Annotated in this window: 10 protein-coding genes and 1 pseudogene; 4 read left to right on the forward strand and 7 right to left on the reverse strand. The window is 62.1% G+C overall.

Annotated elements, in window-relative coordinates; all coding sequences use genetic code 11:
• Positions 1 to 126: 126 nt before the first annotated feature.
• From AC2LD7_RS04230 to AC2LD7_RS04240, 3 genes are all read left to right on the forward strand, one after another.
• The gene (locus AC2LD7_RS04230) at positions 127 to 957 is read left to right on the forward strand and encodes an NYN domain-containing protein (RefSeq protein WP_484596604.1); all 831 of its coding nucleotides are present in this window, start codon (positions 127 to 129) and stop codon (positions 955 to 957) included.
• A gap of 209 nt (positions 958 to 1166) precedes the next feature.
• The gene (locus tag AC2LD7_RS04235) at positions 1167 to 1622 is read left to right on the forward strand and encodes a hypothetical protein (protein ID WP_484596605.1); all 456 of its coding nucleotides are present in this window, start codon (positions 1167 to 1169) and stop codon (positions 1620 to 1622) included.
• A gap of 330 nt (positions 1623 to 1952) precedes the next feature.
• Entirely contained in the window at positions 1953 to 4244 is a 2292-nt protein-coding gene (locus tag AC2LD7_RS04240) for a xanthine dehydrogenase family protein molybdopterin-binding subunit (protein ID WP_484596606.1), read from the forward strand.
• Between the two features lie 169 nt (positions 4245 to 4413).
• On the opposite strand, the gene AC2LD7_RS04245 is transcribed toward AC2LD7_RS04240, so the two are convergent.
• Positions 4414 to 4770 (reverse strand): Na+/H+ antiporter NhaA, encoded by a 357-nt coding sequence (locus tag AC2LD7_RS04245; RefSeq protein WP_484596607.1) that lies wholly within the window; start codon positions 4768 to 4770, stop codon positions 4414 to 4416.
• A 236-nt stretch (positions 4771 to 5006) separates the two neighbouring features.
• Entirely contained in the window at positions 5007 to 5651 is a 645-nt protein-coding gene (gene grxB / locus AC2LD7_RS04250) for a glutaredoxin 2 (protein ID WP_484596608.1), read from the reverse strand.
• 300 nt (positions 5652 to 5951) lie between these two features.
• Between grxB and AC2LD7_RS04255 the strand changes: the two genes are divergently transcribed.
• A complete protein-coding gene (locus tag AC2LD7_RS04255) occupies positions 5952 to 6965 on the forward strand; it encodes an SDR family oxidoreductase (RefSeq protein WP_484596609.1) in 1014 nt (337 codons plus the stop codon).
• A gap of 211 nt (positions 6966 to 7176) precedes the next feature.
• Here AC2LD7_RS04255 and yghX read toward each other — a convergent pair whose 3' ends face one another.
• From yghX to AC2LD7_RS04280, 5 genes and pseudogenes are all read right to left on the reverse strand, one after another.
• Positions 7177 to 8064 (reverse strand): YghX family hydrolase, encoded by an 888-nt coding sequence (yghX, locus tag AC2LD7_RS04260; RefSeq protein WP_484596610.1) that lies wholly within the window; start codon positions 8062 to 8064, stop codon positions 7177 to 7179.
• Positions 8065 to 8296: 232 nt separating this feature from the next.
• Positions 8297 to 9658 (reverse strand): annotated as a pseudogene (locus tag AC2LD7_RS04265) (heavy metal sensor histidine kinase); the annotation flags it as partial.
• A complete protein-coding gene (locus tag AC2LD7_RS04270; RefSeq protein ID WP_484596611.1) occupies positions 9648 to 10325 on the reverse strand; it encodes a heavy metal response regulator transcription factor in 678 nt (225 codons plus the stop codon). The gene AC2LD7_RS04270 and the pseudogene AC2LD7_RS04265, both read right to left, overlap by 11 nt.
• A 9-nt stretch (positions 10326 to 10334) precedes the next feature.
• Positions 10335 to 13427: a multidrug efflux RND transporter permease subunit gene (locus tag AC2LD7_RS04275; protein WP_484596612.1), complete on the reverse strand. Its 3093-nt coding sequence runs from the start codon at positions 13425 to 13427 to the stop codon at positions 10335 to 10337.
• Positions 13424 to 14581, reverse strand: coding sequence for an efflux RND transporter periplasmic adaptor subunit (locus AC2LD7_RS04280; protein WP_484596613.1), 1158 nt, complete (start codon positions 14579 to 14581; stop codon positions 13424 to 13426). Before AC2LD7_RS04280 ends, AC2LD7_RS04275 begins: the two co-directional genes overlap by 4 nt.
• Positions 14582 to 14701 lie beyond the last annotated feature (120 nt).

Here is a 14701-nt window from a genome sequence, read left to right on the forward strand (position 1 = left end):
CGCAGCGTGGATGCACATTGCGGCCTTGCTGCATTCACATCCACGTCGATGCAGAGGGCAAATTGCCTATGGTCGGAGGCTCGACAAGAGCGTTAAGGTCGACGTAAACCTTCCAGGGAAGACTCCATGGCCGCCAAGCCCAACACGACCCACCAACAGACCCACCTCGCCGTGCTCATCGACGCCGACAACGCGCCCGCCGCCATCGTCGAGGGCCTGTTCGAAGAAATCGCCAAGTACGGCGTCGCCAGCGTCAAACGCATCTACGGCGACTGGACCAAGCCCAACCTCGGCAGCTGGAAAAAGGTGCTGCTCGACTATTCCATCCAGCCGATCCAGCAATTCGCCTACACCTCCGGCAAGAACGCCACCGACAGTTCACTGATCATCGACGCCATGGACCTGCTCTACACCCGGCGCTTCGACGGCTTCTGCCTGGTTTCCAGCGACAGCGACTTCACCCGCCTGGCCGCGCGCATCCGCGAAGAAGGCCTGACCGTCTATGGCTTCGGCGAGCAGAAGACACCCGCGCCCTTCGTCTCCGCCTGCGACAAGTTCATCTACACCGAAATCCTCCGCGCCGACGCGCCCAAGAGCTCGCAGGAGCCGACAAACAACGGCGACAAATCACTTACGCCGGCATCGATTGAGAAAACCGAAGAGGAAGCCAAGACCGCCGACAAGAGCGCCCAAGTCAAATCGCAGAAAGTACCGGTGGATTTCATCGCCAAGGTGCTCAGTGACATTGCCGACGATGAAGATGACTGGGTCCATCTGGGTGCGTTAGGCGCCAACATCGGCAAGCTCCGCCCTGCGTTCGACCCGCGCCTCTATGGGTTCAAGAAACTAAGCGATCTGATCAAATCCCAACCCAAGCGCTTCGAGCTGGAATCACGCGAAACCACTTCAACTGGCGGAAAAGCGCTCTATGCGCGCAATCTCAAAGCACCCAAATAACCCAGCATGCGCCGACACCCATGGCGCATCGACGCGACATCGTCGCGCTGCCATCACCGCCAATGCCTACGGCAGCGCCCGGGCCTGACGAAGCGTGCTTTCGCGAATATATGGATGTCGATCCAATCTTTTGCAATCAATCCGTGCGGGAAGAACCGAACCCTTACCCATCGAACCCTTCTAAGCAGGCATCGACTCAAGGAGGTTCTATGACCAAGCCATTGCTCACCGCCCTTGGCATTGCGCTCTGCGCGCAGCCTGCATTCGCCCAGACGCCGAAGCCCGAAGTGATCACGCACCTGAACGGCCTGGATATCGAGGTCAGCGCCATGGGCGTGCCGACCGAAACAACCGAGGCTGGCGGTGAACTGGTGGGGATTCGGGCGGTGAAAGTCATGAACAAGACCGGCGAGACAGTGACCTGCGAGTTCCACGTGCCCGCCGATGCACGGGCAGACACCTCTGCCCCACCCGTATTCACCGTGACGCCAAACACTCAACGGGTCGAGCGGGTACCCGGCGACTATTCCCCTGATGAGCCGTTCGCCGAACTGACCTGCCGTGCCGCCAACGAGAGCATCGGCACACCAACAGCGGCGCCATCCAGCGAGCCTTCCGCCGAACCCGCCGAAGCCGAGCCAGAAGTACCGACGCGTTCTCGATAAGACGTCAACCGCGCTCGTTGAGGTTTCTCCTGCGCCACACTTTCGTGGGCGCTCAGGATTCGCTCAAGCCGTATCCGGATGCCTTGCCCTACACCGCCCTTTCGTCGCCAGAAAGCGGTAACCGCGGGCGGCGCGCAGTTCGGAAAGCTCAACGCGCCTCGGCCGCTGAGGCCACGCTTTCGCGAACTACAACAACTACAACCGCAGCGCGCCTGCCATTCATCCCGTAGCAGTGTTTTCCCGGAACACCCACGCCCAAGCATGGCCGAACGGAGACGATCCATCGCACCGGCCTCCCAGCCGCCAATACCACCCAGTCTTGGAGCTGCCATGACACGTTCGTTATCAAGCTCCCCGCGCCGCCTGGATGGGCACGCCAAGGTCACCGGTAAGGCGCGCTATGCCGCCGATCTCGCCGACAATCCTTCCGGCGACCGACCAGGGTATGGCGCGGTGGTGCAGAGTACTCAGGCCGGTGGCCGTGTGCTCGCCATCGACACGACCGCCGCCTGCGCCATACCGGGCGTGCAATTGGTGATGACCCATCTCGACGCCCCGCGACTCAAGCCGATCCAGACGCTGCCTGGCGGTGAACTCGGCCGTTTCCTGCCCATGCAGGATGACCGTCTGCATTACAACGGCCAGCCGCTGGCCATCGTCGTTGCCGACACATCGGTGGTGGCGCGGTATGCGGCGGCACGGGTCGAAGTGCGCTATGAGCCGGCCGGACGCGAGCCGTTGTTCGTACTCGACGAAAACCGCGCCGAACAACCGGAGAAGGTAGGCGCCGGCGAACCAGCGGTCACCGAGCGTGGCGATCCGGACACTGCCTTTGCAGCTACGGCAGAGCAGCTGGACGAAACCTACGAGACCGTGCCACAGCATCACAATGCGCTGGAACCGGGCGCCGCGATCGCCGCCTGGGATGCCGAGGGCAGGCTCACCGTGCACACCGCCACCCAGTATTCCTATGGCGATGCCTATGCGCTCGGCCAGGCCTTCGATCTTGGGTTGCAAAAGCCTTTTACCGAGGTGATGAAGAGCGGCGAGGCCGAACCCGATCTCGACGACAAGGTCCGACTGATCGTGCCCTTCACCGGCGGCGCCTTCGGCGGCAAGAAAGGCAACCTGCATCCCTTGCTGGCGGCGATGGCGGCCAGGCGCGCCGGCCGTCCGGTGTCGCTCGAATTGACCCGCCGTCAGACCTTCTCGCTGATGCCGTTTCGCGGCGGCACACGCCAGCGCATTCGCCTGGGCGGTGATGCCGACGGACGCCTCTCGGTGCTCATGCAGGACGCTCTGATCCAGAACTCGACGCTATCGAACTTCATCGAACCGGTCGGCGAGATGACGCCCAAGCTGTATGCCTGCGAGCACCTGCGCACCCGCCACCGTGCGGTGGAGATGGACATCAATGCGCCGAGCTGGATGCGTGCACCGGGCGTCGCGGTCAGCCAGTTCGCCATCGAGAGTGCCATGGACGAATGGGCGCATTGCCTGGGCCTCGACCCGCTGGAGATACGCCTGCGCAACTACGCTGAAGTCGAGCCGCAGGGCGGCCAGCCGTGGTCGAGCAAGTCGTTGCGCCAGTGCTATCGGCAGGCCGCCGAGCGTATCGGTTGGGCCCGGCGTGATCCGGTCATCGGTTCGATGCGCGAGGACGGTCACTGCATCGGTTACGGCATGGCCACCGCCATCTATCACGTCGCGCAAATGCCCGCATCGGCACGCGTGCGGCTGAATGCCGATGGCAGCGCAGTGGCTGCTTCTTCGACTCACGAGATCGGCCAGGGCGGCCTGACCGCCCTCACCCAGATCGCCGCCGAGGCGCTCGGCCTGCCGCTGGAGCGGGTGACGCTGGAATGGGGCGACACGCGCCTGCCCTACAGTTCCCTGACTGCCGGTTCGTCGACCACCCTGAGCCTGGGCGCGGCGATCACCGCAGCGGCCGACCAGGTGCGCCAGCAACTCGCCGAGCGGGCGGTGGAGGATGTGGCGTCGCCGTTGCACGGCCTGCCGGCCGAGGCGTTGAGGTTCGAAGACGGGGCGTTGCGCGCCGCCGATGGCCGGCGGGAGCTGGTCACCGAACTGCTGCGCCGCCATGGGCTCGACGGTGTGGAAGCCGAGGCCAGCACCGCCTCGCAGATGAAGAAACCGGTGCTCGGCCGTGGCACCTTCGGCGCGCAATTCGCCAAGGTCGCGGTCGAGCCGCTGACCGGCGAAATCCGCGTTCAACGTCTGGTCGGCGCCTTCGCCTGCGGACGCATCGTCAACCCGCTGCTCGCGCATAGCCAGTTGATGGGAGGAATGGTCTGGGGGCTCGGCCAGGCCTTGTTCGAACAGAGCCGGCTCGACTGCCGCAATGGCCGCTGGATGAACGCCGACCTCGCCGAAGCGATGGTCGCCACGCAGGCCGACGTGCCAGATATCGAGGTGCTGACGATCGAGGAAGACGATCGCCGAGGCCATCCGCTGGGCGTGAAAGGCCTCGGTGAAATCGGCGTGGTCGGTGTTGCCGCGGCGATCGCCAACGCGGTGTTTCACGCGACCGGGCAGCGCATCCGGTCGCTGCCGCTGACGTCGGACAAGCTGCTCGAGAGGCCCCCGCGCGCAGCACACTGAGCGCTGCCGCTGGCTGTGCAACGTCCGAAGCCGAGGACGCCGCTACTGCCAGAGGTTCGGCCCCCCGATTACGCGATGAGTCTCAAAGCGATGAGTCTCAAAAAAGGCGTCGAATCTGCACGCTGCGTCTGGGTGACGATGGATGCCGGGCGCTGCATCCTGGCCGAAGTCAGTGGCTGGCCGGCTGCCCTTTGCCGTCTTCGGACGAGGCATCCGCTTCGGCCTCTTCGTCTTTTTCCGTGTCCCCGCCGCTACGCAGGAGCAGCCAGCCGGCCAAGCCTGCGATCAGCGAGGCCACCATTGCGCTCGCCTTGGCCAGCGCCAGATCACCGTCCTGCTGGAAGGCCGAGCTGGCAATGAAGATCGACATGGTGAAGCCAATGCCGCACAGCGTCGCGCCGCCGATCAGTTGCCGCCAGCTGTAACCTTCTGGACCGCCGGCGAGGCCGGCCCGTGTCGCCAGCCAGGCACCGGCGGTGATGCCAATCGGCTTGCCGATGACCAGCGCGAGGATGATGCCATGCACTCGTAATCGCCGTATTCGAGCAGGGTGACTTCGGCATCCTGCGGGCCGCTGATGTGATCGCTTTGCGGATCGACCGCCGGCCACAACTGGCTTTGCGAGAGCTTCATCGGCACCGCCCCCCGATCGGTTGGGGCGGAAAAGGCGGGTCGAGGAAAAGCGCGGACATCATGGATCCTTGTGTCAGGCGGTGACGGATCGGGAACGGCGTGCAGCCACGCCGGCGTGGCACGAGGCTCTCAGAGCGCCCGGTCGAAAAAAGTGTCGAGTCCGCAGCGCTGCGCCTGGGTGACGGTGTAGGCACGCACCTCTTCGGGCCATTCGATGGCTTTCACCACACTCAAGCTGCGCAGCATGGGAAATAGCGTGACGTCGTCCCAGCGCGGGTGCTGATGGGTCGGCGTCAGGTCGACGATCTCTGTCAATCGCCTCAGCTGCGCTGAGACCTCGCGCGCCTTGGCCTCGGTGTTGGCGAGCGCTTCGTCGAAGTCGCCGATGGTTTCGGTTTTCTTTTTGCGGAAATGCTCGTAGGCCGAAGGGCTGGCGAACTCCTCCAGACCGATCTGCGTCCAGCGCGGATAACCGAGGTATTGCAGGTTCGGTACAAAAGACTCGAGACACTCGTCCAGCGCGGCGGTATCCGGCTCCTGGATCATGGGTTGGCCGTCGAGATAATCGAGGTATTTGACGATGCCCATGCTGTCGGCCATCGGCGTATCGTCATCGCGAACCAGCACCGGTATCTGGTGCTTGCCGATCAGATGGGTGATGGTCTGCTCGTCATCGGCGGGCAACACCACGCGCTCGGCCTCGATGCCTTTCAGATTCAATGCCATGCGTACTCGGGCACTAAAGGGGCAGTGGTCGTAGTAGTAGAGCTTCATCGTTCACCTCCGCACAGGGTTCAAGGAGATGACCGGAACAATCCTTTACGGTTTTGCCTTTCAGCCCACGAACCGACGAGAGGGGACGGCCCGAGAGAATCGGTACCGAATTGCTCTTCGCCTGCAATGGAACCCGACATCAGTTCAAGCGCCCGGCCATCCGAGCGGGGGAACGATAACTTTGCCCGGCGCGTCTACCTACACGTCCTCCCAAGAGCCAATGGGCATGGCTCAACTTCCCTTCCAGCCACCATCGGTAATGGAGTGCCGGATGCAGCACAGCCCCTGACAGGAGCCTCCATGCGCTCGGACGATCATGACGATTCACGCCGCAAACTCATTCAAGGCGCCGCCGCCACGTTGGCAGCTGGGATGGTCTTGCCGACATTCGCCCAGTCAACCCATTCGGGTACCACATCGCAGCCCGCTCCGGCTCCGATGAGCGACCCTAAGGCCAAGTACCCGCAGCCGCCATTCGACAAGCAGTCGCAGCCCTGGCCAGGGCTCGCCCAAGACATGCAACCGCAACCCGATCATGGCGAGACCAGCTATCGAGGGTCCAATCGCCTGGCCGGTCGCAAGGCTTTGATCACGGGCGGCGACTCGGGCATCGGGCGTGCCGCGGCAATTGCTTTCGCGCGCGAAGGCGCTGACGTGGCCATTGGTTATCTCCCCGAAGAAGAGCCGGACGCCCAGGCGGTCGTCGAGCTGATTCGCGAAGCCGGACGCAAGGCGGTCGCCCTGCCCGGCGATATTCGTAACGAAGCCTTCTGCCGCGAACTGGTGCAGCGGGCCGTCGAAGGACTGGGCGGGCTCGATATTCTGGTCAACAACGCAGCGCGGCAGAACAGCGAACAATCGATTCTCGACATCACCACCGAGCAGTTCGACTGGACGCTCAAGACCAATCTCTACGCCATATTCTGGATCACCAAGGCCGCCGTGCCGCATATGCCGGCCGGGTCATCGATCATCAATACTTCGTCGGTCACCACCTATGATCCGCCGGCCAATCTGCTGGACTACTCGCTGACCAAAGCCGGCATCGCCAACTTCAGCAAAGGGCTGGCGAAACAGTTGATCGCGAAAGGCATCCGCGTGAATGCCGTGGCACCGGGGCCGTTCTGGACGCCGCTGCAGGTCAGCGGCGGCCAGACCATGGAAAACCTGAAAACCTTCGGGGCCGACACCCCCATCGGTCGCCCGGGCCAACCGGCGGAGATCGCGCCGCTCTATGTGTTGCTGGCATCGACCGAAGCCAGTTATGTCACCGGCCAGGTCTACGGTGCCTCCGGCGGCAACGGCCAGCCGTAAGGCTGAAATGGAAGGTTTCGCCCGGCGAGTGCCGAGCGGGTTAGGTCAGCTGATAACGGGCCGACCCCATGGCCAGCAGTACCATGTTTTGCCCTTTATTTAATTCCCGCACGACGGCATTCGTAGGTCCTGCCGGATCGCAGCCACCGCTGCGCGGGGCAACGTGCGGTTTGATCGAGGCGAAACGCTGGTTCCTTCCCTACGCTTGGACCTACGCCAGGTAGCGCCTGAACCACGCCAACGTGCGATCCCATGCCAATTCGGCTGCTGCTTCATCGTAGCGGGGGGTTGAGTCGTTGTGAAAACCATGGTTCGCGCCAGGGTAAATGTATGCCTCATAGGTCTTGCCCGCCGCCTTCAACGCCTGTTCGTAGGCCGGCCAGCCTTCGTTGATGCGCGTGTCGAGCTCGGCGTAGTGGAGCAACAATGGCGCCTCGATCTTGCTTACGTCGTCCGCGTCGGCCTGGCGTCCATAGAAGGGGACCGCAGCGCCGAGTTCGGGATAGGCAACGGCGGCGGCATTGGCAACGCCGCCGCCATAGCAAAAACCGGTAATCCCCACCTTTCCGGTTGTGAGTCGATGATCCATCAGCCATTCGACGGCAGCAAAAAAGTCATTCATGAGTTTTTCTGGATCGATTGTCTGCTGCAGCTCTCGGCCTTTATCGTCGTTCCCCGGATAACCTCCCACAGAGCTCAGGCCGTCCGGGGCGAGCGCGACGAAGCCTGCCTTCGCCACTCGCCGGGCGACATCCTCGATGTAAGGGTTGAGCCCGCGGTTTTCATGAACGACCACCACGGCCGGCAGCCTACCGGTGGCATTGGCGGGACGAACCAGATACCCGCGGACCTGCCCGTGACCTTTGGGTGATGGATAGGAAACGTACTCTGGGATGATATCCGGATCGGTGAATTCCACTTGCTGGGCAAGCGCGTAATTCGGACTTAGCGCGGACAGAATGGTGGTTGCGGTCAGACCACAGAGGGTGAAAGCCCCTGCGCGGTCGAGGAACTCTCGTCTGCTAATCCTGCCGTGGGCATAGTAGTCGTACAGCTCCAGCAATTCGGGGGAAAAATCTTTAGCGGTAAGACGAACCATTTTGTTCTCCTTCTGCATCAGGTCGGCTGGCGTACAGAAGCCTAGTACCGAAACGCTTTGCGGGCCGACTCAAAAGCAAAGACCGGCCAGCTTTGCAATTTTCCCTTCCGCCTTGGCAGGACCACATCGATCCCGAACGACATGCTCACTGATGGGCTTTCAAGCCAAGGCCGGCCTCTTCGTTTGTCGATTTGCCGGCCGGACCGTCTTCGCAGCGCATCTTGGGCGGCCGCACGGGCAGGTGCATGCCGAACGTATTCATGCCGTCGGCACTGCATACGAAAACGTCGCCGCCATGCATCAGCGCAATGGCCTTGACGATGGCCAGACCAAGTCCGTGGTTGGCGCCACTGTTGCTGCGCGAAGGGTCGATTCTGAAGAACCGCTCGAACAGTCTCGGCAAGTGTTCGCTGGCGATGCCTTCGCCCGGGTTGGCGACGCCAATGCTGACTTCATCCTCCCGCTCAGTGATCCACACCCGAATGCTCTGCCCTGCGGCGGTGTGTTGCACCGCGTTGTTAAGCAGGTTGATCAACGCACGTCGCATGTGAGCCTTCTCGATCTGCACCGTTGCGTCACCGATGACCTGTACCTTCACCTGAGCGTCTTCGAGAATGAAATCCAGATAGTCCAGGGTGGTGGCGACCTCATCGGCGAGCGAAGCCGATGTCAGCTCGGTCGCCTTGCTACCCTGGTCAGCGCTCGCCAGGAACAACATGTCGAGAATGATGGAGCGCAGCCGCTCGAGTTCCTCGAGGTTCGATTGCAGGACTTCGGAATAGTCCTCCACTGATCGTCCCCGACTCAAGGCGACCTGCGTTTGCCCAATGAGGTTCGTCAGCGGCGAGCGCAGCTCGTGGGCGACGTCGGCATTGAACGACTCAAGCCGCCCATAGGCCTGCTCGACCCGTTCGAGCGTGGTGTTGAACGCGCTGGCGAACTGCTTCAACTCGGGCGGGAGCGACGAGAGTTGCAGGCGCCCGGAGAGTCGTGGCGGCGTCAGTTTCTGGGCTTCCTCGGATAGCGTGATCAGAGGTTTCAGGCCGATGCGAGCGACCCAGTAGCCCAGAGCCGCTGCCAGCAGGACGCCGGCGATGGCAAGGCTGACGAGTACCAATAACAGGTGGCGCTGGGTTTGCCAGAACGCCTCGGTGTCAATGGCGATCAAAAAACGCAAGGGTGGGCGCTGATCCTTGGCAGGCAATTCGCGTATCAGGACTTTGATCGGATAACCATAGCCATCGAGCATCAGGTCGCGCATGCCTTCCGGTCCCTGGGCGAAACTACGCAGTCGTTCGTCCGGGTCGCCAAATTCGAAACGAGGATCGTCACTGACCGCCCAGAAACGGATGCGGCTGTCTTCCTCGCGCAGGAGCGTGAGCTTGGCGCTTATCTTGTCCCAGTGCTCGAGCGTTCCATAGCGATTCAGGGCGGATTCGAGAACGCTATAACGCGCATCCAATTCTGCTTCTGGCAGCAGCCCCAGGCCTTTGCCGACCTGATGGTAAAGCGTCCAGCCGATCAGCAGGAAAATCACCGTCGCCACGAGCGTGAACAGGCCGCTCAGGCGCAGCGCGATGGAGTCAGTAGACACGACGGTCTTCCAATACGTACCCCATGCCACGGATGGTGTGCAGGAGCTTGTGCTCGAAGGGCCCGTCGAGTTTGGCACGCAGACGCTTGATCGCGACTTCGACGACGTTGGCGTCGCTGTCGAAATTGATGTCCCACACCGTTTCGGCGATCGCAGTTTTCGACAAGATTTCCCCGTGGCGCCGCGCCAGTACGCTGAGTAGCGAAAACTCCTTGGCGGTGAGTTCAAGGCGAACGTCAGCTCGAGTGGCCTTGCGGCTGATCAGGTCGATCCAGAGGTCGGCAATGCTGATCTGTACCGGCTCGTGGCCGCCGCCGCGCCGCGTCAAGGCTTGCAAGCGGGCAACCAGTTCGAGGAAGGAGAAGGGCTTGCCGAGATAGTCATCGGCTCCTTCGCGCAGGCCCCGAACGCGATCTTCCACCCGTTCGCGGGCTGTGAGCATGATCACCGGCGTCTGCTTGCGTGCACGCAAGCTGCGAAGCACGCCAAAACCGTCGAGCCCGGGCAACATGACGTCAAGGATGATTACCGCGTAATCGCGCTCAAGCGCCAGATGCAGCCCTTCGATACCGTCACCCGCGCAGTCCACCGTGTAGCCTTGCTCGGTCAAGCCCCGGTGCAGGTAACCAGCGGTTTTCTCTTCGTCTTCGATAACCAGAACACGCATGGCCCAGCCTCAATGATTTGTCGCTGGCTGCAAGATCGTCTTGCGCCGATGGAATAGCCGCTCGAGCCACAAGTATATGACCGGCGTGGTGAACAGCGTCAGCGCCTGACTGACCAACAGGCCGCCCACCACCGCCATGCCCAGCGGCTGGCGCAACTCGGCTCCGGGACCGGAGCCGAGAATCAGCGGGACCGCGCCGAGCATTGCTGCAAGCGTCGTCATGATGATGGGCCGGAAGCGGGTAACGCATGCCTCGTAAATGGCATCCTGTGGCGACAGACCACGGCTGCGTTGCGCGTCCAGGGCGAAGTCGATCAGCAGAATGCCGTTCTTCTTGACGATGCCGATCAGCAACACCAGCCCGATCAGCGCCATGATCGTGAAGTCCTGACCGAACAACCAGAGCATCACCAACGCGCCGAGCCCGGCCGAAGGCAGCGTGGAAATGATGGTCAAGGGATGGACGAAACTTTCGTACAGCACGCCGAGGATGATGTAGACCGCCACCAGCGCAGCGAGAATCAGCCAGGGCTGGCTCGCCAGCGAACTCTGAAAGGCCTGCGCCGCGCCCTGAAAGCTGCCACTGATCTCGGCTGGCATGCCAATTTCGTTCTTGGTTCGGTCAAGCATGCTCACCGCATCGCCAAGCGCCACCCCGGGGGCGAGATTGAATGACAGGTTGGACGCCGGAAACATGCCGTCATGGCTGATCGACAGCGGGCCGCTGACGGGCGCATCGACCCTCGCTACCGCGGACAGCGGCACCATTTCGCTGCTCAACGGGGACCGCATATAGAAATAATCGAGGCTTTCAGCCCTGCCACGCTGATGCCGGCTAAGTTCGAGAATGACGTTGTACTGGTTCGTCTCGGTCTGGTATTCGCTGATCTGCCGCTGACCGAAAGCGTCGTACAGGGCCTGATCGACGTCGTTGGTGGTCAGGCCGAAGCGTGCCGCAGCGGCGCGGTCGATGCTGATGTGCGTGGTGCTGCCCCCCAGTTGCAAGTCGTTAGAGATGTCACGAAATGCCGGATTTCCCCGCAGCTTTTCGGTCAAGAGCTGCGTCCAGGTATTGAGCGTGGGCCCGTCGTTGCCCTTGAGCACATACTGATACTGGCTGCGACTGGGACCCGCACTGAGATTGATGTCCTGCCCGGCACGCAGATACAAGACGACACCCGGCACCGCCCTCAGTTTGCCCCTTACTCGATCGATGAAGGCGCTGGCGGAGACGTCGCGCTGGCGGCGATCCTTCAGCGCTATCCAGAAGCGTCCGTTGGCAATGGTCTGGTTGCTACCGGTCACGCCCACCGCATGGGTAAACGCTCTGACCGCCGGGTCTTCGCTGAGGATTTTCGCCAACGCCAGATGTTTTTCGACCATGTCCGGGTAGGAGATGTCGGCTGCCGCCTCGGTAGTGCCCAGGATGAATCCGGTGTCCTGCACGGGAAAGAACCCCTTGGGGATGAAAACATAGCCCGCGATTGCCAATACCAGCGTCAGGCTGAACAGCCCGAGCATGATCCTCTGATGCGCAAGCGCACGGCGCAACCCGTTTGCATAGCGGCCCAGCAGCCGCTCGCCGAAACCGGGACGCCGCTGCGCGTCATGATCAGGAGCGCGCATGAACAGCGCGGCGAGAGTCGGCGCCAGGGTCAGGGAAACCACCACGGAAATGAGGATGGTGGAGGTGGCGGTCAGCGCGAATTCTTTGAACAGCCGCCCTACCACACCGCCCATGAACAACAGCGGAATGAACGCCGCGATCAGCGAGACACTGATCGAAATGACGGTGAAACCGATTTCGTTGGCCCCCTTGATCGCCGCCTCGCGCCTGCCTTCCCCAGCCTCCAGGTGGCGGTGGATGTTTTCCACCACCACGATCGCATCGTCCACTACGAAACCCACCGCGATCACGATGGCGACCAGGGTCAGGTTGTTCAGGCTGAAACCGAGCACATACATCAACGCGAGTGAGGCGATCAGCGACACGCCAAGCACGCTGGATACGATCAGGGTTGCCGACCATTGCCGCAGAAACAGCGCCATCACGCCGATGACCAGCACCACCGCGATCAGCAGCGTGATTTCCACCTCGTGCAAGGAGGCGCGAATAGTCTCGGTACGGTCGTTGAGAACAGTCACTTCGATCGACGCGGGCAGAAGGGCCTGCAAGCGCGGCAGCTCGCCCATAATGCGATCCACGGTCTCGACGATGTTGGCGCCGGGCTGACGCCTGATCACGAGGTTGAGGCCTGGTTCATCGCCCGACCAGGCTCGCACGTAGTCGTTTTCCGATCCGCTCGTAACCTGCGCCACATCATTCAGGTGCACCGGAGCACCGTCGACGTAGGAGACGATCAGCTGCTCGTATTCCTCGGCCTGGAACAGCTGGTCATTGGTCGAGATCGTGGAGATGCTCGACTCGCCATAGAGGGCGCCCTTGGCCAGGTTGAGGTTGGTGTTCTGAATCGTCTGGCGAATGTCGGCCAGAGTGAGGCCGACCGCCGCCAGTTTGTCCGGCGATGCCTGCACGCGAATGGCCGGGCGGCGCTGGCCGGTGATATTGATCAGCCCCACCCCTTCGATCTGACTGAGCTGCCTTGCCAGCACGGTTTCGACCTGATCGCTCAATTCCGTCGCAGGCATCAAGGCGGAACTGACGGTGAGAATCAGCACCGGGCTATCGGCGGGATTCACCTTTCTCCAGGTCGGCAGGCTCGGCATGTCCTGTGGCAGCTTGCCGGCCGCACTGCTGATTGCGGCCTGCACCTCCTGCGCAGCGGTATCGATGCTCTTGTCGAGGGAAAATTGCAGTATCAGGTTGGTCGAGCCCAGTGCGCTGCTCGAGGTCATCTGCGTCAGGCCGGAAATCGCGCTGAACTGCACTTCCAGCGGTGTCGCCACCGATGACGCCATGGTTTCCGGGCTGGCACCCGGTAACTGCGCGGTCACCTGAATGGTCGGAAACTCCGCCTCTGGCAAGGGGGCCACCGCCAGCTGGGGATAGGCGATCAAGCCCATCAGCAGCATGGCGAAGGTCAGCAACAAGGTCGCGACCGGATGATGGACGCACCACGTCGAAACCGAACCCCTGTTCATTGCTGCGCCTGTATGGCGAGTGTCTGCCCCGAAGGCTCTCCGAGCACTTCGACTTTCGTGCCCGGCTTCAGTCGTGATTGACCATCGCTGACCAATACATCGCCGGCTTGCGCGCCCTCGATGATGACGGTCTCGCTGTCGCGGTAGACCACCTTCACCGGCAGCACTTCGGCGACATCACCGTTGAGCCGATAGACGAAGTGATTGTTCAGGCCGCGCAGCACTACGTTGGGCGGTACGACCAATGCATCGCGGTAGAGCGCGGTCTGCACCTTGACGTTTACCAGCTGACCCGGCCAGAGGTTCTGGTCGTCATTAGCGAACTCAGCCTTGGCCCGCAGCGTGGCGGTGTTGGCGGAGATCTGATTGTCGATCAGGGTGAGGCGGCCTTCCCCGAGCATGTTCTGCGCCGACTTTTCATCACTGATGAAAGCCTGGACGATTGCTGATTCCGGCGCATCGAGCAGCCGCCTCAAGGTGGGCAACATTCCTTGCGGCAGCGAAAACTCTACGGCGATGGGGACGATTTGCGTGACCGAAAACAACCCATTGGCATCGCTCATCCGCAGAAAGTTGCCCTCGTCCACGTTGCGAATGCCCACCCGGCCTGCAACCGGCGATCGAATCTGGGTGTGGGACAGTTGCACCTCGGCTGCGGCAATCGCGGCCTTGTGCCCCGAAACCGTAGCCTTGAGTTGATTGAACAGCGCCTGCTGTTGATCGAAGGTCTGCCGTGATACGCCGTTGTCGGCAATCAACAAGCGGTATCGCTTGAGATCGATTTCCGCCCCATTCAATTGCGCTTGGCTTTGCCCCAATTGAGCCTTGGCCTCGGCGAGGCTGGCGCGGATCGAACGGTCATCCAGGGTGGCAAGCAATTCGCCCGTTTTCACCCACTGCCCTTCCCGGACGTGGAGGCGCGTCAGCATGCCATCGACCTGCGGACGGATCACCACGCTGTGCAGCGAAGCCACTCGGCCGATGCCGCTTGCATAGGCCGCTACATCCTGTTTCTCGACGGCCACCACCCGCACTGGAACCGCGACGGGGATGAGCGCCCTGGTAACGGCAGGTCCGCTCGATAGCCAACTGCCTGCGATAGCCAGGGCGATCAATCCGCCTAAGGCTGCAATTGCTTTGGTTCGGGTACGCATCAATAGGACGCCAGGCAAGACCAATGGATTTTTTATGGCTCTCTTATAACCTGCCGGACCGGTCAGCAGAATGACCACCAACTGACAGCGCTGTCAGCAAAGCGGCCGGCCCGCGCGAGC

The organism is Stutzerimonas sp., from assembly GCF_982611455.1.

Bases quoted from the DNA above. Each gene is read 5' to 3' on its own strand.
- AC2LD7_RS04230 (WP_484596604.1), top strand. From the start codon at position 127: ATGGCCGCCAAGCCCAACACGACCCACCAACAGACCCACCTCGCCGTG.
- AC2LD7_RS04280 (WP_484596613.1), bottom strand. From the start codon at position 14,581: ATGCGTACCCGAACCAAAGCAATTGCAGCCTTAGGCGGATTGATCGCC.
- AC2LD7_RS04255 (WP_484596609.1), top strand. From the start codon at position 5,952: ATGCGCTCGGACGATCATGACGATTCACGCCGCAAACTCATTCAAGGC.
- grxB (WP_484596608.1), bottom strand. From the start codon at position 5,651: ATGAAGCTCTACTACTACGACCACTGCCCCTTTAGTGCCCGAGTACGC.
- AC2LD7_RS04235 (WP_484596605.1), top strand. From the start codon at position 1,167: ATGACCAAGCCATTGCTCACCGCCCTTGGCATTGCGCTCTGCGCGCAG.
- AC2LD7_RS04275 (WP_484596612.1), bottom strand. From the start codon at position 13,427: ATGAACAGGGGTTCGGTTTCGACGTGGTGCGTCCATCATCCGGTCGCG.
- yghX (WP_484596610.1), bottom strand. From the start codon at position 8,064: ATGGTTCGTCTTACCGCTAAAGATTTTTCCCCCGAATTGCTGGAGCTG.
- AC2LD7_RS04240 (WP_484596606.1), top strand. From the start codon at position 1,953: ATGACACGTTCGTTATCAAGCTCCCCGCGCCGCCTGGATGGGCACGCC.
- AC2LD7_RS04270 (WP_484596611.1), bottom strand. From the start codon at position 10,325: ATGCGTGTTCTGGTTATCGAAGACGAAGAGAAAACCGCTGGTTACCTG.